The sequence below is a fragment of the Oculatella sp. FACHB-28 genome (genome assembly GCF_014696015.1).
GTDB lineage: Bacteria > Cyanobacteriota > Cyanobacteriia > Elainellales > Elainellaceae > JAAUTN01.
Genome location: NZ_JACJPJ010000106.1, coordinates 47,451 through 70,677 on the forward strand (window position 1 = coordinate 47,451; position 23,227 = coordinate 70,677).

Annotated in this window: 25 protein-coding genes; 13 read left to right on the forward strand and 12 right to left on the reverse strand. The window is 49.5% G+C overall.

What is annotated here, in order from left to right; all coding sequences use genetic code 11:
• Positions 1-83: 83 nt before the first annotated feature.
• Entirely contained in the window at positions 84-1,964 is a 1,881-nt protein-coding gene (gene ftsH4 / locus H6F88_RS30945; protein WP_190646665.1) for an ATP-dependent zinc metalloprotease FtsH4, read from the reverse strand.
• Between the two features lie 440 nt (positions 1,965-2,404).
• Entirely contained in the window at positions 2,405-2,596 is a 192-nt protein-coding gene (locus H6F88_RS30950) for a DUF2949 domain-containing protein (protein ID WP_190646666.1), read from the reverse strand.
• A 502-nt stretch (positions 2,597-3,098) separates the two neighbouring features.
• Here H6F88_RS30950 and H6F88_RS30955 point away from each other — a divergent pair.
• Positions 3,099-3,584: an orange carotenoid protein N-terminal domain-containing protein gene (locus H6F88_RS30955; RefSeq protein WP_190646667.1), complete on the forward strand. Its 486-nt coding sequence runs from the start codon at positions 3,099-3,101 to the stop codon at positions 3,582-3,584.
• Between the two features lie 141 nt (positions 3,585-3,725).
• Here H6F88_RS30955 and H6F88_RS30960 read toward each other — a convergent pair whose 3' ends face one another.
• Positions 3,726-4,928, reverse strand: a complete 1,203-nt coding sequence (locus H6F88_RS30960; RefSeq protein ID WP_190646668.1) for a HAMP domain-containing sensor histidine kinase — start codon at positions 4,926-4,928, stop codon at positions 3,726-3,728.
• A gap of 435 nt (positions 4,929-5,363) precedes the next feature.
• Here H6F88_RS30960 and H6F88_RS30965 point away from each other — a divergent pair, with 435 nt between their 5' ends.
• The 3 genes from H6F88_RS30965 to H6F88_RS30975 all read left to right on the forward strand — a co-directional run bounded on the left by H6F88_RS30965 (position 5,364) and on the right by H6F88_RS30975 (position 8,382).
• Positions 5,364-5,645 carry an HU family DNA-binding protein gene (locus H6F88_RS30965; RefSeq protein ID WP_190646669.1) on the forward strand — a complete coding sequence of 94 codons (282 nt, stop codon included), beginning with the start codon at positions 5,364-5,366 and terminating at the stop codon, positions 5,643-5,645.
• Positions 5,646-5,709: 64 nt separating this feature from the next.
• Complete coding sequence (gene cobD / locus H6F88_RS30970; RefSeq protein WP_190646670.1) at positions 5,710-6,831, forward strand: threonine-phosphate decarboxylase CobD; 1,122 nt, start codon at positions 5,710-5,712, stop codon at positions 6,829-6,831.
• A gap of 123 nt (positions 6,832-6,954) precedes the next feature.
• Positions 6,955-8,382 carry an NAD(P)/FAD-dependent oxidoreductase gene (locus H6F88_RS30975; RefSeq protein ID WP_190646671.1) on the forward strand — a complete coding sequence of 476 codons (1,428 nt, stop codon included), beginning with the start codon at positions 6,955-6,957 and terminating at the stop codon, positions 8,380-8,382.
• Here H6F88_RS30975 and dcd read toward each other — a convergent pair.
• Together dcd and H6F88_RS30985 are read right to left on the reverse strand one after the other, a co-directional pair.
• Complete coding sequence (gene dcd / locus H6F88_RS30980; protein WP_190646672.1) at positions 8,379-8,975, reverse strand: dCTP deaminase; 597 nt, start codon at positions 8,973-8,975, stop codon at positions 8,379-8,381. The genes H6F88_RS30975 and dcd overlap by 4 nt on opposite strands.
• Before the next feature lie 45 nt (positions 8,976-9,020).
• Positions 9,021-9,554: a P-loop NTPase family protein gene (locus tag H6F88_RS30985; protein WP_190646673.1), complete on the reverse strand. Its 534-nt coding sequence runs from the start codon at positions 9,552-9,554 to the stop codon at positions 9,021-9,023.
• 405 nt (positions 9,555-9,959) lie between these two features.
• Here H6F88_RS30985 and rph point away from each other — a divergent pair, with 405 nt between their 5' ends.
• Positions 9,960-10,673, forward strand: a complete 714-nt coding sequence (gene rph / locus H6F88_RS30990) for a ribonuclease PH (RefSeq protein ID WP_190646674.1) — start codon at positions 9,960-9,962, stop codon at positions 10,671-10,673.
• A gap of 72 nt (positions 10,674-10,745) precedes the next feature.
• On the opposite strand, the gene H6F88_RS30995 is transcribed toward rph, so the two are convergent.
• Genes H6F88_RS30995 through H6F88_RS31005 form a run of 3 tightly spaced genes read right to left on the reverse strand, consistent with a single transcriptional unit; the run spans position 10,746 to position 12,708 of the window.
• Positions 10,746-11,951 carry an AI-2E family transporter gene (locus H6F88_RS30995; protein ID WP_190646675.1) on the reverse strand — a complete coding sequence of 402 codons (1,206 nt, stop codon included), beginning with the start codon at positions 11,949-11,951 and terminating at the stop codon, positions 10,746-10,748.
• A gap of 30 nt (positions 11,952-11,981) precedes the next feature.
• The gene (locus H6F88_RS31000; RefSeq protein ID WP_190646676.1) at positions 11,982-12,335 is read right to left on the reverse strand and encodes a DUF3593 domain-containing protein; all 354 of its coding nucleotides are present in this window, start codon (positions 12,333-12,335) and stop codon (positions 11,982-11,984) included.
• Positions 12,336-12,372: 37 nt separating this feature from the next.
• On the reverse strand, positions 12,373-12,708 hold the full coding sequence (locus H6F88_RS31005) for a DUF2499 domain-containing protein (RefSeq protein ID WP_190646677.1): 336 nt from the start codon (positions 12,706-12,708) through the stop codon (positions 12,373-12,375).
• A gap of 117 nt (positions 12,709-12,825) precedes the next feature.
• Between H6F88_RS31005 and csaB the strand changes: the two genes are divergently transcribed.
• The gene (gene csaB / locus H6F88_RS31010) at positions 12,826-13,863 is read left to right on the forward strand and encodes a polysaccharide pyruvyl transferase CsaB (RefSeq protein WP_190646678.1); all 1,038 of its coding nucleotides are present in this window, start codon (positions 12,826-12,828) and stop codon (positions 13,861-13,863) included.
• A 6-nt stretch (positions 13,864-13,869) separates the two neighbouring features.
• On the opposite strand, the gene H6F88_RS31015 is transcribed toward csaB, so the two are convergent.
• Positions 13,870-14,853 carry a Uma2 family endonuclease gene (locus H6F88_RS31015; protein ID WP_199333873.1) on the reverse strand — a complete coding sequence of 328 codons (984 nt, stop codon included), beginning with the start codon at positions 14,851-14,853 and terminating at the stop codon, positions 13,870-13,872.
• A gap of 51 nt (positions 14,854-14,904) precedes the next feature.
• Entirely contained in the window at positions 14,905-18,567 is a 3,663-nt protein-coding gene (locus H6F88_RS31020) for an AAA family ATPase (protein ID WP_190646679.1), read from the reverse strand.
• A gap of 389 nt (positions 18,568-18,956) precedes the next feature.
• Between H6F88_RS31020 and H6F88_RS31025 the strand changes: the two genes are divergently transcribed.
• Positions 18,957-19,661 carry a hypothetical protein gene (locus tag H6F88_RS31025; protein ID WP_190646680.1) on the forward strand — a complete coding sequence of 235 codons (705 nt, stop codon included), beginning with the start codon at positions 18,957-18,959 and terminating at the stop codon, positions 19,659-19,661.
• A gap of 20 nt (positions 19,662-19,681) precedes the next feature.
• Positions 19,682-20,203, forward strand: a complete 522-nt coding sequence (locus H6F88_RS31030) for a hypothetical protein (RefSeq protein ID WP_190646681.1) — start codon at positions 19,682-19,684, stop codon at positions 20,201-20,203.
• A 145-nt stretch (positions 20,204-20,348) separates the two neighbouring features.
• Here H6F88_RS31030 and psbN read toward each other — a convergent pair whose 3' ends face one another.
• A complete protein-coding gene (psbN, locus tag H6F88_RS31035) occupies positions 20,349-20,480 on the reverse strand; it encodes a photosystem II reaction center protein PsbN (protein ID WP_190646682.1) in 132 nt (43 codons plus the stop codon).
• 77 nt (positions 20,481-20,557) lie between these two features.
• Here psbN and psbH point away from each other — a divergent pair, with 77 nt between their 5' ends.
• The 5 genes from psbH to H6F88_RS31060 all read left to right on the forward strand — a co-directional run bounded on the left by psbH (position 20,558) and on the right by H6F88_RS31060 (position 22,759).
• Complete coding sequence (gene psbH, locus H6F88_RS31040) at positions 20,558-20,761, forward strand: photosystem II reaction center protein PsbH (protein WP_190646683.1); 204 nt, start codon at positions 20,558-20,560, stop codon at positions 20,759-20,761.
• 155 nt (positions 20,762-20,916) lie between these two features.
• Positions 20,917-21,267, forward strand: coding sequence for a TatA/E family twin arginine-targeting protein translocase (locus H6F88_RS31045; RefSeq protein ID WP_190646684.1), 351 nt, complete (start codon positions 20,917-20,919; stop codon positions 21,265-21,267).
• A 58-nt stretch (positions 21,268-21,325) separates the two neighbouring features.
• Positions 21,326-21,970: an aminoacyl-tRNA hydrolase gene (gene pth, locus H6F88_RS31050; RefSeq protein WP_190646685.1), complete on the forward strand. Its 645-nt coding sequence runs from the start codon at positions 21,326-21,328 to the stop codon at positions 21,968-21,970.
• Positions 21,971-22,152: 182 nt separating this feature from the next.
• On the forward strand, positions 22,153-22,464 hold the full coding sequence (locus tag H6F88_RS31055) for a hypothetical protein (RefSeq protein ID WP_190646686.1): 312 nt from the start codon (positions 22,153-22,155) through the stop codon (positions 22,462-22,464).
• A 31-nt stretch (positions 22,465-22,495) separates the two neighbouring features.
• Entirely contained in the window at positions 22,496-22,759 is a 264-nt protein-coding gene (locus H6F88_RS31060) for a DUF3146 family protein (protein ID WP_190646687.1), read from the forward strand.
• Positions 22,760-22,763: 4 nt separating this feature from the next.
• Here the strand turns inward: H6F88_RS31060 and H6F88_RS31065 are convergent, their stop codons facing one another.
• Positions 22,764-23,198: a pre-16S rRNA-processing nuclease YqgF gene (locus H6F88_RS31065; RefSeq protein WP_190646688.1), complete on the reverse strand. Its 435-nt coding sequence runs from the start codon at positions 23,196-23,198 to the stop codon at positions 22,764-22,766.
• Positions 23,199-23,227: the final 29 nt, after the last annotated feature.

Genomic DNA, 23,227 nt, shown 5'->3' on the forward strand with positions numbered 1-23,227 from the left:
TTTTGCAACACACCCTCTCATACATCAATAAAAAAAGGGGGCACGTGTGCCCCCTTCTACCTTATGTTTTGTGTACTTTAGCCCTACACGTGAATCGCTTCTTGAATTGGAGTCGGCGATTTAACCTGAGCTAGCAATTCATGTAGCTCCGTACCCTCAATCACTTCCGTGTCGAGCAGCTTGGCGGTGATCGCCTCCAACAGTTCCCGATTCTGGTTTAGGACATCGAGTGCGTGCTGGTGAGCGTTTTCTACAATTTCCTTCACCTCACGGTCAATCGCTTCGGCGGTTTGCTCACTCATTGCGCGACGAGGATTCGGCGCACCGTTATCCAAAAACATTCCCTGCTGACGCTCATAGGCAAGTGGCCCTAACACCTTACTCATGCCGTAGGTCATCACCATTCGCTCTGCCAGGTCGGTAGCGCGTTGCAGGTCATTCGATGCACCTGTGGTGATGCTGCCAAAGATAGTTTCTTCCGCCGAGCGTCCGCCCAGCATGGTGGCAATTTGTCCACGCAACTCTGCCTCATCCATTAAGAAGCGGTCTTCGGTCGGCAGTTGCAGGGTATAACCCAGAGCAGCCATGCCGCGTGGCACAATCGAGATCTTTTCAACCCGACCGCTTCCGGGCATGAGTGCGCCGACGAGGGCGTGACCCACTTCGTGATAAGCCACGATCTTCTTCTCTTTTTCGTTGAGCACGCGGCTCTTCTTCTCTAGACCCGCAACAACTCGCTCGATCGCTTCAGCAAAGTCTTCTTGAGCAACGGTTTCACTGCCGCGACGGGCTGCTAATAGAGCCGCTTCGTTTACCAGGTTGGCTAGGTCGGCTCCAGCAAAACCGGGAGTACGAGTGGCGATCGCTTTCAAATCAATATCCGGTCCCAATTTCACTTTTTGAGAATGGATGTTGAGAATTTCTTGCCGTCCTGATAGGTCGGGGCGATCAACTAATACTTGGCGGTCAAACCGTCCGGGACGGAGCAGCGCTGGGTCAAGCGTTTCGGGGCGGTTGGTAGCTGCTAGCACGATCACCGTTGCATCGCCTGCCGCAAAGCCATCCATCTCGGTCAACAACTGGTTGAGCGTTTGCTCTCGCTCATCATTGCCGCCATAAAAACCACCTGAGTTACGAGACTTACCAATCGCATCCAACTCATCAATAAACACGATGCAAGGAGCTTGCTTTTTCGCCTGCTCAAACAGGTCACGCACCCGTGAAGAACCTACCCCAACAAACAGTTCCACGAACTCAGAACCAGAGATACTGAAGAAAGGAACGCCTGCCTCTCCAGCAACCGCTTTGGCTAACAGCGTCTTACCTGTACCAGGAGGTCCAACGAGTAGCACGCCTTTGGGAATGCGGGCTCCGATTTGGGTGTAGCGCTTGGGTGTTTTAAGGAAGTCAACGATTTCAACCAGTTCGGTTTTTGCTTCCTCAACGCCTGCCACATCCGCAAACGTGATCTTGTCAGACTCACCTTCTACATATACTTTTGCTTTACTCTTACCAATCGAGAGTGCACCCTGCGGGCCACCGCCGCCTCGGTTGAGAAAGAATTGCCAGATTCCTACAAAAATCAGCGGCGGAATTACCCAACCTAAAATGTTGGTAAACCAACTGTTTCGAGGGGGTGGCGTAGCGGCAAATTCAACGCCTTTTGCCTCTAACAGCTTAGGCAACTCTAGGTCAAAAATGGGTGTGGTAGACAACACCTGTCCGGGCTGATCAGCATCTGTTTTCAGCTGATAGCGAATCTCATTTTGCCCCACCGAAGCGCGAGCAACTTCCTGATCCTGCACCTGATGAATGAATAGGCTGTAGGGTACTTGGGGAACGCGCGGGCCAAACAAGCTAGGGAAAAAGATGTTGACCAGCAAAAATACCCCTGACAGCAGCAGGAGAATGTTGCCAATTTGGCGAGAACGAGGAGGCTGAGATTGGTCTTTTTTAATGGGCATATAAATCTAGTTGCTCCTTTTTATGCTCTTTTCTTAAAGAGCTTGGATGGAAAGAAGGCGATCGCAAGTTTTCTAACACTTGCATCACACCTAACTTCACATAACTCAATCATTCTAAGATGAATGCCTAGGCAGCAGGCTAGACGCGTATGGGCGGATTTCCGGCTATCCAGGTTCTAAGCCGGAAGATACATTTTGTCAGAATGCACCGCACGCACGATTAGGTGAGTGGCGATAAAAACCACTACCCGAACGAAACCCACCTTCGCAAGTTCCACTCTTCAATTCTGCGTATGTAAGCTTTGCTGCGATTGCTACGAAGGATACTTCTAGGACGAGTTCCAACGCATTCTTACAGGACTGTGACCAAAGGGTTGCCCTCAGAAGCAATATGTGAGGTGAGTTGATTGACGATTTCCTTAGAGTGCGCCGCTCAAGAATTAAGCCGTCTCCATCCAGTCAAAGATCTTATCCAGCTGTTCCAGGGTGATCAGCCCGTACTGCCACAACACCATCGGCAAGAAACTCACGCCCTGGTCGTGGTGACGCAAGCCTACAGCGATTGCATCAGCAGGAACTGCCAGGTCTTCACGCAGAAAATTGATGAGCCGAGTCTGATGTGATGAGTTCATCGCTTGTTAATCGTCCTTTTGTATAAAAGAAATGTAACAAAGTTTATTAATTTATGTGAACGCTTCTCAGCTTGTATTCTCAGGATTATAGCGGCAAGGCTGAAGAATTTGGAATCTGACTTTAGTCCAGGGGCGATCGCTGATTACTGGCAGTTACAGGGCAAACGGCTATCTAGTTAGAGCAATGCCAGCAAAATAGTTTCCCTATTCAATGCCAAGACTATAGTCAAAGCGTCTTTCTTAAGAATGAGAATTAAATGAGAAGTGAAACTGAGCCGAAACTCGTTTTGCTCTTAAGTTCGGTAGTGTACATCACTATATAGCAGCAGATTTAAATTCCATCTTCTTTGCGTCAAGGCTTACAAAACTGCTACAAAGCTAAACTAATCTCAAACTTTGGTCACTTCACCATCTATGCCCATAGGAGAGTTAACCATCCTTAAAATCTCGTTACGTTGTTGTTCAGGTGAAGACACCTATGACGAATTTGAGTAACCCTTTTATGACATTTACCAACATCAAGAACAACCAAAAGGAAGCTGTGCAAGCATTCCAGCAGTTTAATATAGACGAGCAGCTTGCCCTTCTCTGGTATCTTTACAAGGATATTGGCAACCAGATTTCGCCAGAGCCAAACGACAACTCGACCGGTTCTCCGATTGCCGGAAGCTGGGTCAATCAGATTAAGCAAGCTCCTAAGGAAGAACAGCTTCAAATTCAGCGAGACATTGCTTCTCGCAAAGATACTGAATACAGCCACCAATATGGTGCTCTAGATTCCAGCACCAAGCTGTTTTTCTGGTATGCGCTGGCACAAAGCATGGATGAAGGTTCTGTTATTCAAGTGCCTTCTGACTACAATCTACCCGAACAGGCGCAAGGCTTCCTAGAGCAACTGAAGCCGCTCAGCCTGGAGGACAAGATTACCTTTGCGAAGAGTGTTGTATTGCCAATGGGTAGTGGTTCACCCCAAAGCACCCAAATCTAAGAGAAAGGTGCGCTAGCAGTAGGGTAAGCACCCCTTTGCTTTACCCATCTAATCTCACTAAACTCCTGTAACGGGCAAAGATAATTGCCCTTCGTCCATCCCGTTTTTGAGGCGATCGCCCTTTTTATATAGGCGATCGCCTCAATTCTTAAGAGGCAACTCTAAAGGAAATTTAACGGTAAAGGTAGAGCCAACATCTGGCTGAGAGACAACTTCAAGTTGACCGGACAACAGTTTGACCAATCGGGAAACGATCGCCAGTCCTAACCCAGTACTATCTGGAACCTTTTCCCGATCGCCCAAGCTGCCCTGAAAATAGGGCTCGAAAATTCGCTTTTGGTCTTCGGGGCTAATCCCAATGCCGCTGTCTGTAATGGCGATCGCCCACATCTGGTCTGAAACCATCTCACAAGTTAACTGCACCGATCCCTTCGCGTCGGTGTAGCGAATGGCGTTACTCAATAAATTAGTGGTAATTTGCTGAAGCCTTAGTGGATCGGTTACTACTTGGGTGGGAGCGCGATCGCAGTCCACTTGTAGCTGTAAGTTTTTGGCGTTAGCCAGGGTTTCAACCATTTCCACCACCGACCGAATTAAAGGCCGAACTTCAATCTCAGTCACCTGAAGCTGCATTTGTCCAGCTTCGTAGCGCGAAATTTCTAACGCATCATTAATCAGACGCAAAAGCTGCCGTCCTCCCGTAAGGACACGCTCAATACTTTCTAGATTAGGAACCGCATCTCGCAATCCAGGGTTCTGGCGATGTTGACGCAGAAACAAATCAGAGTAGCCGATGATTGAAGTCAGAGGAGTTTTTAGCTCGTGGGCAAGATGAGACAAGTTCGTTTTGCTAGCTCGAACCAGTCGCGTCAGTTCCTGATTGGTTAACCGAAGCTCATTTTGCAACTGCTCTAATTCTTGCAGTCGTCCTTGCGTGTAGCTATCAAAGCAGCGGGCGATCGCCTCATCAATCACCATATCAATCAGCCGCACAGCCCGCAGCATCTCTCTAGGTGAACCTTGCAACAAATCTGTTTCTAGCGCTGAGAATAGAATCGATCGCAAAAGCCGATATTCTCGCGCAATTTCTGACGGCTCAAATCCTTGCTCTGCCCTCACTACCCCGTGTTCTAGACTCGCGTCAACCAGTGTTTGTACATCACTCACCTCAGACTGAGATAGCATCGTTGCCATTGCTTCTAGCACTCTAGGAAGACTATCTCGCACTGCCTTATGAGTTAGCTCACGGGTTGTTTCAATCTGCTCATCCTGATAGACCGCTTTGATCCAGTCCTCTACAATGCCATCAATTTTTGGGCTGAGCAGTTTGCCGAAATCTGTCATTGGGTTAAATATCAAGTAACCCTTTAACTGTTAGTGCAGATCGTCAAATTAAACTACCGTCTAGGGTGTGAAATTTACGAGTTGAGGGTGCTTATTGTGCAGGTTTACTATTTGTCATCTATGGAGAATTGCTAATCCGAAATGAATAACTAATCACCTCTGCAATGAGTAAATTGACTCATTTAAGCTCATTAATTACCCTTAAGTTTCTAATTTTTTGGATGAAATTGCTTAAAAAGTGCTCAAATCTATATAAATTAAAGGTTTTACCGTTCCATATCGCTCAACTTGACCTTAGAATAAAGCATTGAAAATTCGAGTCTGCGGGAGTTTCAGCGGTTTTGCCTCAACTTTCCACTCGATTTTCTACTCTAGATCTCAATTTGAGTTCTGGAATACCTTATCTACTCAGCTCATAGCTCCAAGGAGATTCCCATGAACAAGGGCGAATTAGTTGATTCCGTGGCTGAAAAAGCCAATGTAACCAAAAAACAAGCCGATGCCGTTTTGACTGCTGCCATCGATTCCATCATGGAAGCGGTTTCTAAGGGTGAAAAGGTAACGCTGGTTGGTTTTGGTTCATTTGAACCACGTGAACGCAAAGCCCGTGAGGGTCGCAATCCCAAAACAGGCGAGGCGATGGAAATTCCAGCGACGAAAGTGCCTGCTTTTTCTGCTGGCAAGCTGTTTAAAGAGAAGGTCGCTCCCCCAAAATAGAACCGTTCCTGCGAGGGCTTCTCGCAACCATGTCCGTGCAAAAATATCCGTGCAGGTATCTTCAGTGCGACCTCGACATGGGGGAAATTTAACTTGGGCAGCATCGCTGGCAGGTTGTTCCCCCTCTATGATTCTCGATTTTTCTGCAAGTATTAATCCGCTGGGACCTCCTCACTCAGCGATCGCCGCCATACATAATCATTTAGGCGATCTGCGAAACTATCCCGACCCCAATTATCAAGAGTTGCGACAGGCGTTGAGTCAGTTTCATCGCCTGTCGCCTGATTGGATTTTGCCGGGAAATGGCTCTGCGGAGTTGCTCACCTGGGCAAGCCGCGAGCTAGCAGAACTGGATGCAACCTACCTCCTCACTCCAGCGTTTGGAGATTACCTCCGATCGCTTAAAGCCTTTAATACGAAAATTGTTCGCTGTCCACTAAACCTGGATACCTCATCAGCAACGACCTTTGTAGAAGTTTCCGTAGAAGCTTCTGCAAAGGTCGTTTCGTCATTTCAGCCTCAAGTTTTACCTCAAATTTTGTCAAATTTGCCCTCTCAGCCAGCCCAAATAGGTCTGCTGTTAAACAATCCACACAATCCAACAGGTTGGCTATTTTCAAGCAAAGAGATTTTGCCTTATTTAGAACAGTTTGCGCTAGTGGTTGTGGACGAAGCATTCATGGATTTTCTGCCACCTGACCAGCAGCAAAGCCTGATCGAATGGGTGTCAGATTATCCTAATCTGGTCATTTTGCGATCGCTCACCAAGTTTTACAGCTTGCCAGGACTGCGAATTGGTTATGCGATCGCTCACCCCGATCGCCTCCAGCGCTGGCAACAGTGGCGCGATCCCTGGTCGGTTAACACCCTAGCGGCGGCCGCCGCAGTTGCCGTTTTGCAAGATACTACCTTTCAGCAGCAAACCTGGGACTGGTTGGCAGAAGCGCGATCGCAGCTCTTTCAAGGGCTTTCAGACCTGCCTGGTTTGTCTCCGCTTGCAGGTGCAGCAAACTATTTACTGGTGCAATCCGACCATTCCGTCATGCAGCTTCAGCAACAACTGTTAAAGCAAAGCCGCATCCTGATTCGAGACTGTATGAGTTTCCCCGAATTGGGCGATCGCTACTTCCGTGTGGCTGTCCGCACACTACCCGAAAACCAACGACTGTTAGAAGCGCTGAAGTAGGTTGGGTGAAGCAAAGCGGAATCTAACACAACCTTCTATTGTTGACTTATATCTTTGGGCTTCGTACCCTCAACCCAACTTACCTGTGAAACCCTAGCCCCTAGCCCCAGTTCCCTCTTGTCTATGCCTCCTGATTACAACCTGGTTATCATCGGCGGAACTGCGGCTGCGCGTTATGCTGCCCTAACTGCAAGTCGCCTCAAAGCTCGTGTCGCCCTAGTAGAACCTGAATTCTTAGGGAATCAAACCCTGCGCCATCAAACCCTAGTCCATGTTGGGCGAGTTGCTCGGCAAATGCGACAAGCTGAACAGTGGGGGCTGTCTGGAGGAAATTTTGATGCACCCGTGCAGTGGTCAGCCTCACTTCAGTGGGCGCAGTGGGTGACAGAGGTGCAGGACGAAGGAGAGCGATCGCTTCCCATTCTGGCGGCTTCTGGCGTAGACGTGATTGTAGGTACGGGTGAGTTTATCCGTCGTCCACACTTAGCGTTTGGGGTAAATGGGCGATCGCTGCGATCGCGCTCCTATCTGATTGCAACAGCCTCTTGCCCTGTAATCCCCAAAATTGATGGACTAGCTACCGCCCAACCCTGCACTCCAGAGACTTTTTGGGTCACCCCTCCGCCATTGCCCGCACATATTGTGATTCTGGGTGGCGCACCAAGCGGACTGGAGTTGGCTCAAACCCTGGTGCGGTTTGGCTATCAGGTGACGCTGATCGTCAAAACTTTATTGCCCCACGAAGACACTGAGGTTGCTCACTTGATGCAAGCCCACTTGGAGTCAGAAGGCGTGCAGATTCTCAGTCAAACTCAGGTGACTCAGGTAAAGCAACTGGACCATAAGAAATGGGTGCAGGCAGGCGATCGCGTCCTGGAAGCTGACGAAGTCATAGTTGCGACGCGACAACAGCCTCAACTTGATTCACTTAACTTAGAAGCTGCTGGGGTGAAGTTTACGGCAAAGGGGATTCCAGTTAACAACAGACTGCAAACATCGAATTCCCGCATTTACGCCTGTGGTGAAGCGTTGGGTGGTTACCCGTTTCCGCATTTAGGACAGTATGAAGCGGCGATCGCCCTCAAAAATGCACTCTTCTTTCCTTCCACCAAAACAGACTACCGAACCATTCCCTGGGCAATCTTCACTGACCCCGAACTGGCACGAGTGGGACTAACCGAAGTGCAAGTGATTCAACAGTTTGGGGACCAGTTTGATAAGAATGTGATCGTGCTGCGACAGACTTTCAAAACGTTAGCAAAGGCTCAGATTTGTGGTGCAACAACAGGCTTCTGCAAACTGATTGTGCATCGCAATGGCAGAATTTTAGGCGCACATCTGATTGGCGCAAACGTAAGTGAAATTGTCGGGGCGATCGCCCTCGCCATTCGCCAAAACCTGCACATTAAAGCGCTAGCAACCCTGCCGACAATTTCTCCAACCTGGTCAGAGATCGTGCAGCAGACTGCAATGGAATGGGAAAGGAAGTGGGGCGATCACCACCCCTTCCAACAGAACCTATTAGAAAGCTGGTTCAACTTCCGCCGTTAAACTCTTGCCAGCGTCACCATTTCCGACTGATCCTGATACTTACCCCGACGCGTCTCGTAGCTGACCTCACAGGGTTCTCCCTCCAAAAACAGGAGTTGCACAATTCCCTCATTCGCATAAATCCGACAGTCCGCACTAGAGGAATTAGAAAACTCCAGCGTCAAATGTCCGCGCCATGCCGCCTCTGCGGGAGTTAGGTTCGCAATGATGCCACAGCGCGCATAGGTACTCTTGCCAATGCAAACGACCGTAATGTTGTCAGGAATTTGCAGCCGTTCTAGCGCCACTCCTAACCCGTAAGAATGGGCAGGTAGAATAAAAAATTCGCCACTGGAATCAGTGTGCAGTCGAGCGGGTTCTAAATTATCGGGATTGAAATGCTTGGGATCGACAACCGTACCGGGAATGTGGCGGAAAATGCGAAACTCTGTCGGGGACAAGCGGATGTCATAACCGTAAGAAGAAAGCCCATAACTAATCACCGGACGCATTGCCGTTGATTCTGAACTGATGCCTCGAATTAGACTTGGCTCAAATGGGGCAATCATGCCCTGAGCTGCCATCTGAGCAATCCAGGTGTCATTCTTAATCATGATTTTTTAGGAATAGAGAATAATAAGGGCAACTTTGAATTGTGCTTAGGGGCGATCGCTTCGCCTTAACTCGGTAATCTGGTCAGCTACATTTCGGATGGATTCAGACACTTCTGGTCCGGTCAAAATTACGTCTACATGACACGGACGATTTTCCAAAAACGCTAAAACTTCCGTTTCTGGGATCAGCCCAAAATTGATCGCCAAACTTAATTCATCCAGCACCACCAGCGAGTATTTGCCCTCTGCAACAACACTCTGGGTGTGGCGCCAAAGGTCAAGCAAAGCTAGCATTTCAGTGTCTTCAATCTCAGCGGTGTCAATGCAGCGAGGCAAATCACAGCGCAGCCAGTCTAGGTTTTGCCCCAGCTTTACCGGATGCTCATGCCCCTGTCCAATGCCGCCTTTGAGAAACTGCACTACCAAGACAGTTCTTCCCTGACCGGCAATGCCTAATGCTTGCGCCATCACGTTTGTGAAGAAACTGCGGTAGGGAGATGTAAAAACTTGAATCAATCCCCCAATGGTGTAGGAATGGCGATTAGAACCAGTAGCTTGGGTTTCGAGTTGGGAAACCATAGGAAATCACTCTAGCGAATCGGGTTTTGACGGGTCGTAAAGCGTTGGTTGGTACTGGATTAGTACAAGGATACGTTACTCAGAAGCATACGGCTTTTGCCTGAATAAATCCAGATAGAAAAAACAAAATGTAGCGTCATCTCCCTGATTTTTCCCTCTATCAAACACTACAGATGTACAGTCGTCAACTGATCAAGAGCTACTTGCTGAATGTGATTAGAATGTGTTTGAGAAGCAAAACTCCCTAAGGGCGTAGCATTCGGCAGACAATCTTTGGAATAGAGCAAGCATTATTGCCCGAATGCTATGCCCCTACACGACCCTATCTCTTCGCCTAACTCTCAACCCCAATCCCCAAAACGCTGTATCCTTCTGAGGAGAAGAGGCACAGATGAGGCAATCACAATGTGGCAGCGTCCTGATGGTCGGCAACCTGACCAACTGCGTCCGGTTCGGTTTGAGCGACAGTTTACTCGCTTTGCGGCTGGTTCGGTTTTAACGCACTGTGGTGATACTCAAGTGCTGTGTACGGTCACGGTTCAACCTGGAGTGCCCAAATTCCTAGCAGGAACGGGGCAGGGATGGCTTACCGCAGAATATCGAATGTTGCCAGGAGCCACGCCGCAACGCCAAGAACGAGAGTTTATGAAACTGTCGGGACGGACGCAGGAAATTCAGCGCTTGATTGGGCGCAGTTTGCGATCGGCGATCGACATGAAGGCATTGGGTGAACGCACGCTGATTGTGGATGCTGACGTATTGCAGGCGGATGCCGGGACGCGCACAACTGCAATTACGGGTGGCTATGTCGCAGTGAGTGATGCGTTGCAAAAACTGATAGAGCGGGGAGAATTGGAGCGATCGCCCCTGCATCATCAGATTGCTGCTGTTTCCATTGGTCTGATCGAAGAAGTTCCTCTCCTAGACCTCAACTACCCCGAAGATGTCGCCGCAACTGTTGATTTTAATGTTGTTTTAAATCAAGATCTGAGCCTCATCGAGTTACAGGGAACCGCAGAAGAAGGTAGCTTTACTCGTGTTCAGCTTAACCAGATGATGGACTTAGCCGAAAAAGGCATTCAGGAACTGTTGGAGTTGCAGCGTCAGGCACTTCAATAAGCTCAGCCGGACTGGTAGGGGCGTTTCGCGAAACGCCCCTACAGGTAGGACAAATACCTTTCTCAAAATTACCTAGATGGGGGGTTTGGGTGGAGCGTTCTCAGGACGGTTGGGGTCCGCCTGCCCATCTTTGGATGCAACAGAACCTTCCGAGGAATCTGTAAAGGGGAAATCTCTCTTAACGGGGTCTACGAGCGGCAATGTCGCTAAACCTTCTGTTGCTCCCACAGGTATCCACTGGGGTTTCTTATCCCATTTGTCTAAGACGTCTTTGATTAATACTTCCTCAATCCAAGTTTTGACTACAACCGTTAGCGGTAAAGCGAGTAACAGCCCCAAAAAGCCAAAGAAGCTAGCAAAGAAAATTTGAGCGACCAGAGTGGCGGCAGGCAAAAGTGAGACTTGCTGCGCCATTACAGTAGGGGTGAGCCAATAGCTCTCAATCTGCTGAATCACCAGATAAAGAATGAGCACAGCAATAGCCTTCCAGGGTGCATCGAGCAGGGCGATCGTCAGTGGAAAGACTACGCTCAGCGTTGGTCCAATATTGGGAATGAAATTGAGAAGTCCCGCTAACAGGGCATGGGCTAGCACCAGTTGAATTTGTAGTATCCACAGTCCAACGCCGCTAAGGGCAGCAATGAAGAGAGAATTAATCAAAATTCCAGCCAGCCAGTTTCCTAAGCAAACTTCACATTTCACCAAAATTTCGTCTGCCCGTCGCCGATAAAATGAGGGAAAAAGCTGCAAAAACGCCTGTCGATAAGAGATCGGGTCTGCCAGAAACATGATCGTCAGAACGATCACCAGCAAAAATTGCAGTACTGCTGTAAGTGAGTTTGAGAAGAATGCAAAGAAGTTTTCGAGCAGATTCCTGAACAGCGGCTGCAGTTCTCGCGTCAGGTTGGAGGGCGTGGGTAGCTCTAATTCTGGCAGCCAAGTGGGCTGCTGATTGATCAATCCTTCCATCCCTTCTATCCATTCCAGCGCTTCGGTCAGGGCTCTAGGCAACAAATCGACCAGTCGCAAAAACTGATTCAGGAAGGGGGGCACAATTAAAACAACAAACAGGATGTTGACCAGCAACAATAACCCTAGGGTCAGCACTACTGCAACGCTACGTCGCATTCCAGCTCTTCGGAATCGCTGCACTAGACTATTGAGTGCAGTTGCCAGCACCACGGCTGTAAACACCAGCAGCAGTATTTGACGGATTTGCCAGAGGATCATGAGGGCGATCGCCAAACATAGAAAGCCAAGCCACTGACCCAATTTCACAGAGCTAGCTCCTAAAAACTGAAATTACACTTATCCCATATCAGCAATACCGGTGTCTGCTTGATTCTCGGAATCCTTTTTGGATTGATTCTCGATAGTCTGCTGTCTTTGCTGAATTGCTTGCCGAAATCCTAGCAGAACCAACACATTTGAGAGTGTTAGGAAAACTTCTGCCCCACCATGCAAAAAGTCTACATTTGCCAGAGATTCTCCATAGGCAACTTGAGCATAAATGCCAATCGGAATAGTCACCGCAACAAACACAAGCGTCATGTAAAACCCAATTAGGGCAAGGCGTGGCGTTTGACCAGAACGGGTCAGAAACCAGAGGAAGCCAAGGTAAGGAAAGAGCGAGAGGGCGAAGAGGGTTTCTTTAGAAGGCATGGGAGGGATAGGGGAGATTAGGGGTTAGGGGCTAAGGTTATTTGTCTTTTGTTTGAAGAGGCGGTTCCTGCGGAGTTGCGCGGGGCGCTAATCGCCAGATCCACCAGGCAGCAAGGCAGAGTGTAATGTTGCCCACGACGGTCATAGCGGCTTGCAGAGTGACTATCCACTCTAGCTCAGGCGCATTGTCAAACAAGTGCCAGGTGCAGGCACACATGGCGCTAACTAACGCAGGCAGCATTCCAAACGACAAGGCCCGCCACGCCTGATTTTGCGTGACTTCTGCATACGTCCAGATCAGCCAAATTGCGGCGATCCATTCAATCACACTTGAGATGTGAATAATCCAGGTGGGGATAGAGAGAGCGTGCATATTAGGGTTGAGAGGCTGTTTTAGAAGTTGATTGGTCGTCAGCTCAGAGTACGAAAAATCAACCCTTTCAATCAGGTATTGTAAAGGGTATGTTGTTCAGGATGGTTGGAACGGCGAATGCGGGCGGTTTTATGCGGTTACTATGGCAAGGGCAATGGGGGAGATGAGGCACTTTTAGCGGCTTTGCTGCAAATGTTACCTGCCCACATAGAGCCGTTTGTGCTGTCGGGCAATCCGACTGAAACGACACGACGCTATGGAGTAGCAGCGGGCGATCGCATGTCTTCCTCAGTCTTTCAAGTTTTAAGGCGATCGGATGCCTTCATCTGGGGCGGCGGAAGTCTGATGCAGGATGCGACCAGTGCCCTCAGTCCGGTTTACTATGCAGGACTGATGGGTTTGGCACGACGGATGGGACTCAAGACGATCGCCTGGGCCCAGGGAATAGGCCCGTTAAATCGTGCTTCAACACGTTGCTTGGCAGAAAAGGCTTTTACGGGTTGTGCGGCGGTAAGTGTGCGCGATCGCGCTTCTGCTAGATTGCTGATGGACTGGAAGATTCCCTGTACGCTAGCGCCTGATCCGGTTTGGGCACTGGAGCCTAAGTCCGTTCCGGGTTTATGGGATTTGCCTGCTCCTAGAGTTGCAGTAGTGTTGCGTCCGCATCCAGAGTTAACTCCGGCTCGACTCCAGGTGTTGACTCGTGCTCTGGCTGATTTTCAAAAGGCGACTCAAACCTGTTTGCTGCTGATTCCGTTTCAGCCTGAGCAAGACTTGGCGATCGCCCAAGCAATTCAACCCCAGCTTCCTGGCTCCAGTCACATTCTGACGCTCGAAGATCCACAGCAGTTGCGAGGCGTGTTTGAGGGAGTGGAAATGGCGATCGCCATGCGCTTTCATGGACTCATCATGGCAGCGGCAGCTGAGTGTCGCTGTTTCGCAATTAGCTATGACCCCAAAGTGAGCCAGCTTATGCAGGACTTAGACCTTCCTGGCTGGACACTTGACCAAATTCCCAACGATCCGAGTCAAATCTGCCAAACCTGGCTAGAACTGTACGCCAACGGTGACCCACTCTCTGCTGACCAACTCCACTCCCTTCGAGACAGAGCCTTAATGCACCAAGACCTGTTGCACCAAGCTTTGAGATTTTAAGGAATTTTAAGGCTCAGGATTATCAAGCGCCTGCACTTGTTCCTCTGTTAATCCTGCAATAGCAATCACTTGCTCAAGTTCCATGCCGGTTGCTAGCAGATTGCGGGCAGTCTGGAGTAATTGGGACTGAACTTGTTCCTTAGCGGCGCGTTCCTGTTCTTTTTCAAGCCGTTCCTGCTCTCTAGCAGCACGTTCCCGTTCTTTTTCAAGCCGTTCCTGTTCTTTCTCAAACTGTTCCTGTTCGGTGTCGGTCAGCAACCAGTTGCCTTCGCGATCGCACCAGCGCAACCAGGAGTCCGGCACACCCTCAAACTCACCTTGCCAAATTCCTAAGCCAATCTCCAGATCATCTAGCCAGATGAATGGAGCCACTTCACCAACGGGTTGCTCCTGGTACTGTCCACCCTCTAGCTTGAAGTAACGCAATTGTCTAGTGTAACGACTGTAGACGATGTAGTGCGGGACTCGCAAATACTGCTCGTATACCTCTAGCTTGCCAGGAGGTCTTATGTTTTGGGAGGACTCTCCGTTCAATTCAGGTGAGGTTGCAGTTGTAACGGCACTATGAAACTGACCTAGATCGTCAGCCTCGGTGCCAGGAGACAAAAACTCAACGATGACAGAGGGAAACCTGCCTTCTTGCCACACTACATAGCTGCGGCGCAAGTCCTGGCCTTCATAAAGACGAGACACACCAACCACCAAAAACCAGTCTGGGCGTTTTTGCCACAGGGGGTGAGCGACATCGTAATAGAGGTTAAGGTCGGAGGCGGTGAAGCAGTTTTCGCGGCCGTAGCGACTGAGGCGTAGAGTGCGGCTGAGCAGTTGCGGTTGCAGGTCGTGAAACTCGTCGGGCAAACCAGGCTCCTCTGGATCTTCGCTGGGCAAATCATACATGGTGGGCAGGGTTTCGCGGGGCGATCGCGGCGGGTCAGTTTGCTCAACTCGTCTTGCCCGACCTTCAGCCGTTAGGTTATCGAGAATGGACATACCCCTTCCTGGTGACACGATGTTAGTTCTAATTTACATAACGACCAGCAATCAAAACTCTACTGCCCCTAATGCTCTCAAAGTCGCTCTCTGGGCAGCGGTTAGTCCAGTTGTGCCTGTGATATTCATACCTTCATAGGGACGTTCGGCCCTGAGCGTTTTAAGACAGTCTCCGGTTTTGACTTGCCAAAGTTTGATTGTTTCGTCTTCGCTGCCGGAGACAAGATACTGTCCGTCGGGACTGAAGGCGATCGCATTCACGGCCTTTCTATGCCCCTGCAACTGGTTCAGGCATTCAGTCTGACTAATATCCCACAGCTTAATCATTTGGTCATTGCCACTGCTAGCGAGAATGGGGGGCTCAGAATTAGGGCTGAAGGCGACAACCTGTACCCAACCCGCTTCCTGGGAAATGGTGCGAGTGCATTCCCCCGTGCTGACATCCCACAGTCGAATAGTTTGATCGTCGCTGCTGCTGGCGACGGTGTTGCCGTCCGGGCTAAAGGCAACCGATAGAACAATTTTGGTGTGTCCCTCCAGCACGGTTAGACATTCGCCTGTATTCACATCCCATAGCCGAACGGTTTGGTCATCGCTGCCGGTTACCAGAAGCTTACCGTCGGGACTAAAGGCAACAGAAAAGAGCCAGCTTGTGTGTCCCCGTAACGTCTTAAGGCATTGTCCGGTGCTGGTTTCCCAAAGTTTGACCGTGCGATCGCCGCTAGCACTGGCTAAAAGCTGACCATCGGGGCTAAAGGCAATCAGGCGCACCTGGCGCGTGTGTCCACGCTGCGTAGCACGACAGCGTCCGGTTCTCACCTGCCACAGTTTAATGGTTTGGTCATCACTGCCGCTGGCAATCAGCTGACCATTCGGACTGAAGGCGACCGACCAGATGCGTCCAGTGTGTCCCCGCAATTCCTTAAAGCATTTCTCAGTTTGCAAATCCCACAATCGCACTGCCCGATCCTCGCCGCCGCTGGCAAGGGAATTTCCGTCGGGGCTAAAGGCGACTGACCAGATCCAGTTATTGTGTCCCTGAAAGCTGCGAAGGCACTGCCCGCTGTGAACTTCCCAGAGGCGAATGGTCTGGTCATCACTGCCGCTAGCAAGTGTCTGGCTATCAGGACTAAATGCCACTGACCAAACCCGACTGCTATGTCCTTGAAAGGTTCTGAGAAACTGGCGGGTGTGAGCCTCCCAAAGGCGAATGGTCTGATCGTCACTGGCGATCGCCACCAGCTCTCCATCAGGACTAAATGCTACTGACCAAATGCGGCTATCATGGGGCGCAACGTGCAAACATTCCCCCGTGCTGACCTGCCAAAACCGCACCGACTGGTCATCGCCAGCCGTCACCAAAAGCTGACCATCAGGGCTAAACACAACGGATCGGATACGGTTTGTATGTCCTTCCAAGAGGAGACATTTCTCTGTGTTTACATCCCACAACCGCACGATTTGGTCTACGCCGCCGCTAGCAAAGTGTTGACTATCTGGGCTAAAAGCAACTGACCAGACCCCGCCCAAGTGCCCCTCAAAGGTGTTGAGACAGTCGCCTGTGTTAACGTCCCACAGTTTTACCGTCTGATCTTCACTGCCGCTGATCAGGGTTTGACCATCAGGGCTGAAAGCGGACGACCAGACCCAACCCGTGTGCCCCTGTAAGTCCTGAAAACACTGTCCCGTAACAGAATCCCACAGCCGCACGGTTTTGTCTTTGCTGCTGCTGGCGATCGCCTCTCCATCCGGGCTAAAGGTAATCGACCAGACCCACTCGGTGTGCTCCCGACAGGTATAAAGCTGTCTGCCGTCTGCCACCTGCCAAACCCGAATTTCGCCATCTTCATCGCTGGTAGCCAGGAGAGTTCCATCGGGGCTAAAGGCAACGGATAGAATGCTGCCCAACGTTTGAGCAAATACAGATTTCGCCAAATCCGCGTCGGTAAAATCAACCCGATGCAGGCTCATATCCGCTAGATAGGCGTGCCACACTTTGACTTGAGCAAAATCGTAGTCCGTCAGATCGGTCTTAAGCTGCCGATACAGGTTAATCAGGTTGCCGCCACCATAGCCGCTCTGGTCAGCCAACTCTTGCAGCTTTTCCAAGACCCGATTTAGCTTTTGCTCAACGTCTGGTTTCGTCCGCAATCGGGACGTAAGTTGATTGATGATCGGCTCTAGAACAATCCGAATCTGGCTTTCCCGAATGTAGTCTTTAGTTGAAGCTTTGAGCAGCGCATGAGTGATAAACAGTGAGAGCTTTTCAGTGAGAATTTCCTGGCAAATTTGCTCCACTAGATTTTCAGTCACATACTCCATGACAACGGGCTGTTGCGTGTAGCTGTTGGACTGGCGATCGCCCGGTGTAGAGGTTGCTTTTTCAATTAGCGATCGCCGCCGCAGCGAGCCAATTGCCTCAATCAGCTGAGTTTTAGTTACAGGTACCAGCAGGTCTTCCTGCAAATCGGCGAAAGCAACGGGCTCCCGGTCGATCGCTAGCCAATACATCATTTCTCGCTCTAAGTCTGACAAGCGGTTAAATTGCTGGTCTAGCAGGGTGCGAATGTCATCAAAGACAGCAGTACCCTGGGCCAAAAATTCGGCAATGCTGCCATCAAATAAGTCTTGAATCGTGGTAGCGACAATCTTCAGCGCCAGTGGATTCCCAGCGTAGCGATTGGTGAGTGCTTCTAATTCAGCTTCAGAACCAACAAACTCACCTTTTGCCTTGAGGATTTCCTGTCCGTCAGTTCCCCGTAAGCCAATCAGGTTCAGCGATCGCACGGGTAATGTATCGCCTTCCAGAGAGACAAATTCCCTCGGCTTTTCTCGACTGGTGATCACCAGACAGCTCTGGTGAGTCACCTCTCCCACTCGCCGCAGCAAGTCGCCATAGCCCTCATAGCCTTCACGGTAATATCCGGCATAGTCACCACCACGCAAGATCGTTTCGGCATTATCCAATACCAGCAAGCAACGGTGAGTGCGGAAATAGTGAATCAGCCGAGTAATTCTAGCGCTGAGTTCTTTGGATAAATTAGCCTCAGTTTCCTGATCGTTGGAGAGAATACGGATTAGGTCGGCGAGGATATCTTCTATTGAGGGAGCGTTTCGGAGCGATCGCCAAATCACAAACTCGAACGGGTTATGAGGAGACGTCTCTGTCACCCCTACACCCTCAACGATCTCTTGTGCCAGCTTCACTGACAGGGACGTTTTGCCAATGCCGCCCATTCCCAACATGGCAATTAGGCGACAAGGTTGGTTAGTCTGAGTGCCCAAAATCCACTGCTTTAATGTATCTAACTCTTCTGCCCGACCGTAAAAGGTGGAAACGTCGATTGCTTCTCCCCAGTCGCAATGGGGAGAAAAGGGGCTGGGGGTTAGGGACTGGGGGCTAGAGGGAGGAGGGGTTGAGGGTACGGGGGTGGAATCGGTAAGTTCTGGGGTGGCTGGAAGGCGATGGAGGTTTCTTCGGAGGACGGACTGGAGGTTGCTTTTGCTGACTTTTTCGCCTAGAGATTCTGATAGAAGCTGCCATAGTTTGGAGCCGACATCCTTGATATAACCAGGGTCATACCCCGCTGAATCGGCAATTTCAGCATAGGTCTGCCCTTCCCAACAGCAGCGAAAGACGATTTCTTGGACGTCGTTTAGGCGCTCTTGCTGTAAGGCTGTATCTAAAATAGCCAGTGCTTCCTCAATGGTCATCGTGACTTGCCTTACTTCGATCTCTTGTTCACTTCATTAAACCACCCTGCAAACTGAACGGCTCCGATGCCAGTTATACAAGCGCTTTAAGCTTTTCACCTATTGGAAGAGAGCAGTAGATTAATCCCGGTGTAACGTATCAGTTTCTGCAACTACAAAACAATGTTCTCTTTAACAGTAGAAGATAAATTTTGTACTCGAATCACCTTTTGAGGTGTGAATGACGCAAAAGCGACTAGGTTACATGTCATTCATCATCCTTAAAGTGGTTCTGGCAAAAGGGGACGGAATTGCGCTTTGGCTAGATGGAGAACCTCTAAGGACAGCCCAACTAATTTGCTCGATTGTTAAGGACTCTTTGTACTGTTATTAGGAAAGTAGCTTTCCAGATGAAAATTCTTGCCTTCTTCCTGCCCTTGGCTGCAATGTCTTTCGCTGCGTTGGGAATGGCTGCCTATACCGAACTGCAAATGGAACCTCAGCCTTTGCCACTAGAGGTAACTCCTTCTACAAAGCCTAATGAGGCGATCGCCCAATCCCAACTTTCCGAAACAACGACCACTCCATCCGATACCTTAAGTTGGTCTGCCGTTTTGGGAGAAACCTCCGCTCCAGAAGGCTGGCAGGTCACTCCTTGTGAAAATCCAACCTTGCTATGCGTTTATGAAAATGGCGAAATCCTTGGTACCGTCATCCTGTTTAGCCAACCTGTTGATGGCTCAGAGTTTGAACCAATGCTGGTTGAATCTCAAGGGGAACCCATAGCTGCACTTAGAGCATGGACTGAGTCCCAATACAATTCAACTGAGCGCGATCGCACAGCAAATGACAGCACCATCAGCTTTGTGGCTGAAATACCGGAAGAGGTAACGGTTGGTAGCCTGCCCGGACTACACTACGGCTACACCATCACCCATGCCAACGGAGTTTTGATCGATCAGGTTTTAGGATATGTTGCGACAGATGGCACGACGCTTTATGCGATCGTCACAGGCGTGATTAGCCGTTCCCCTGCTGGATCATTCTCCAGTGATGAAGCGGCTCAACAGTTTGCTCCCCATCTTGCTGAGATTGTGGCAGGGCTAGAGTTGTGACATTAACTCTGATGAAACCTATGACAAGAATTTTTGAGGGACGATTATATGTGCATTACGGACAAGCTTATATTGAGACTGGAGATAGAATTTTTAGTGAACTGGAAACTTCATTTGTTGGGCAAAATAACGGACTGTGCGGTGCTGCTTCACCAGGCTCACTCTTTCTCCTGACCGGACTGCACACAGGCAGGGTCAATTTCACCCTCGATATATTTGATTCTCCTCCACCCATTGATCAGTTCTGGGAAGAAATAGTGGAGGTTCCCTTCACCGTAGGAAGAGAAGAAGTTCGTTTGTTTAACTGGAATGGCGAGTGCGTGTGCAACATTCCGCTTTCATTAGGAACCTATCGTGTGCGTTACTGCGCTCACAATATGACCGGTGGCAGTTTACTTGATACCGTGTTAGAGGAAGAAGAGTCAGTAGATTCCTATTCTCTAGAATTCTGGGCAGCCGCTCCGTCTCCAGACACTATCTTAAAACAGACTTCTAAGACCGCAGCCTACTGGCATCGTTGGGTAAGAGGTTTAAGGGTTTGAAAACCTCTTACCGACTTGATACGCCAATTTTACCTACTCAAGATAAGGCGGCCGTAATAAAGAGCCACACTTGAACGCTACCAGTAGATTTGACTGCAGTAAAGTTTGCGTTTGATTACAAACGCCCGTCCTACTTAAGCATTCTCTAATCTTCGTGATCTTCAAATGGATCGCCAAGTTCTTTGGAAGGGGGCCCAAACGATGTATAAATAGAAAAGCCTGTAACGGCTAGCAAGAAAACACCAATAGAAATGCTAAAAACTGTTGCGGGTTCCATAAGCGATCAATTATGAGTAGTATTCTTTTATAATATTACGGATCGTTAAAAATATTGAGATTTATCGCAGGTCACTCATGGCACAACAGACTCGGTTGGGTAATCTCCTCAAGCCTCTAAACTCTGAATACGGTAAGGTTGCTCCCGGTTGGGGAACGACACCACTGATGGCTGTCTTTATGGGTTTATTTTTCGTGTTTTTGCTGATCATTCTGCAAATTTACAATTCTTCCTTGCTGCTCGAAGGTCTGGACGTAGACTGGAGCACGCTAGGCAAATAGCTTTCAGCAAATTGCTTACAAGTTTTCCTTTGGTTGTGGATATTGGATGAATACCTGCCCCGGCTCGTCCGGGGTTTTTTGTTCGCCCTATACTAAAAAGTTGAGTCTGTCGTTAGAGGGGCGATCGCCCACCCGCAGTTTTAGGAGGAAGCAGCATGAATGTTTTTGGAATTGGTCTACCAGAAATGGCGCTGATTATGGTCGTTGCCCTGCTGGTTTTTGGTCCCAAGAAGCTACCAGAGATCGGTCGTAGTTTGGGCAAAGGGATTCGAGGCTTCCAGGAAGCTTCTAAAGAATTTGAAAACGAATTTAAGAAAGAAGCGGAGCGGCTGGAAAAGACAGTAAGTCAGCCGATGGAGGCTAAGCTAGAAACTCCGTCTTCGCGCAAGGCGCTAGCACCCACCACAACCGAAGCTGAAACTGAGGCTGAAGTTGCTGAAGCAGTTGAAGTCGCTGAAGCGGTTGAAGCTGAAGCAAGTGCCGATGAGAAAGTTACTCAAAGTTAGAAATTAGGGATTGGGTAAGAGGGGAATGGGCGATCGCCAGCAGTGACAGACACTTCAAATGACAGACACTTCTGCGGCTCCTGAGTTAGTGATTCCACAGTTGATTGTGGGGTTGGGCAATCCGGGAGCAAAGTACGACAAAACTCGGCACAACATTGGCTTTGAGGCGATCGACTTGCTGGCGCGATCGTGGAGCATCAGTATGTCTGAAAATCGTAAGTTTCAGGCAGTTTTTGGCGAAGGACGCGGCCCGCACGGTGAAAAAATTCGATTGCTGAAGCCGCTAACCTACATGAATCTTTCAGGGCAGTCGATTCGGGCAGCAACCGATTGGTTTAAGCTACCGCCAGAATCGGTGCTGGTCATCTACGATGATATGGATCTAGCAGTGGGCAAAATTCGGCTGCGGCTCTCTGGCTCAGCAGGTGGGCAAAAGGGTATGAAGTCAGCGATCGCTCACTTGGGTACGCAAAACTTTCCTCGCCTCCGCATTGGCATCGATAGCCCCAAAAACTTTGCTTCCTCTGACAAAGACACCGTTTCTCATGTGTTAGGGCAATTTTCTAAAGCAGAAGCGCAGATTATGTCAGAGGTGCTGCAGATGGTCTTATCATCTGTCGAGTTAAGCCTAAAACAGGGAATTTCCAAAGCGATGAGCCTCTATAACAGTCGCTCTGTTGCTGCTGACAATAGCCTTGCATAACTTGCTAAAAGCCAAAGACTTTACTCATTTCTGCCTTAAGGCTGTTAGCTTAATCCTAAGACCTTCGCTAGATTCACTCTAAGCCTGCGTTGATACTTAGGCTGAAAATGCTGTGATTCAAAGATTCTAGGAAAGTCTAGAGCTAAATTTCTCCGGTTTTCGATTAGCCGAAAAAGCACTTTATGTTCAACGACTTTGGTTTAGAATCCCAACATGCTAGCTCACCAGAACCCACTCCAATCTTGTTTCAAAAAGTAGTTGATAAGTGTCATGTACTGTTGCCTGACACGCCCCGACCAACCAGCGCCATTATTTTTGAAGACCAGTTTTATGTGTTTGTCAAATTCTTCCCAACCGTGGAAGCGGCTCGGCGAGGAGCTCAACGCATGACTGACCGAGGCAATACGGTTGTGTTAACTAGAATTCCAAAAGGACTGGTGCTGTGGGTACTCGAACCTGAAGCGCAACCGGTAGGAACATCCTCCATTCAGTAGGAAATAGCTCAAGTAGGAAATAGAAGTAACTGTGAGTTCCAAGCGTCTACCTGAAACGACTGCCTATGTCCGCATCACTCACCAGTCTTGGCAACAGGGCAGAATTGAAGGTGAGGTGACAGCGAGTGATTATCAGTGGCAGTTTCAGTGGCGCTTTAACCGAGGAGAGCTATCGGTTGAGCCTTCTCTGGGCAGAGCGCTGATTCAAGAACCACTAGGTCGCTTCCTAGAAAAATGTGACTACCAGCTTGAGCCAGGTGGGGATTATTCGTTTACGATTCGGGCAGAGATTTAACCGCCTAAGCCGTCAACCTGCCCAAATAGCGCTCGATTAAGAGAATCGCTACAATGTCGTCGATTGGGCGGGGGAGGGTACGAATACCCTGTGGTAGAAGGCGAGATAAACCTTTGGGTGGATACATCTGCCAGTAGCGATCGCGAGCTTCCAGGGTGCTAAACCGCTCATCTACCATGACGATTCGCAGTGGTTCTGACAAACTGCTACCGAGCTTTTGCTTCCATTCCTTAGAGCTGGTTTGGTCACCCATCACTAGAATCGAAATCGGAAACTGTTGGCGTAACGATTGGATGGTGGCGATCGCCTCCTCTGCGGGGATCACCTCACAATAAAAGAGGCTGCGGTCTAGCCCCATGACTGCTACACCACACTTTTGGCGACCGGGATCAAAACCCAAAATAGCTGGCTGACTGGAGTCAAAGAACGGGGATACCATGCGGTTTGAAGAATAAAACCTGCGAGAAT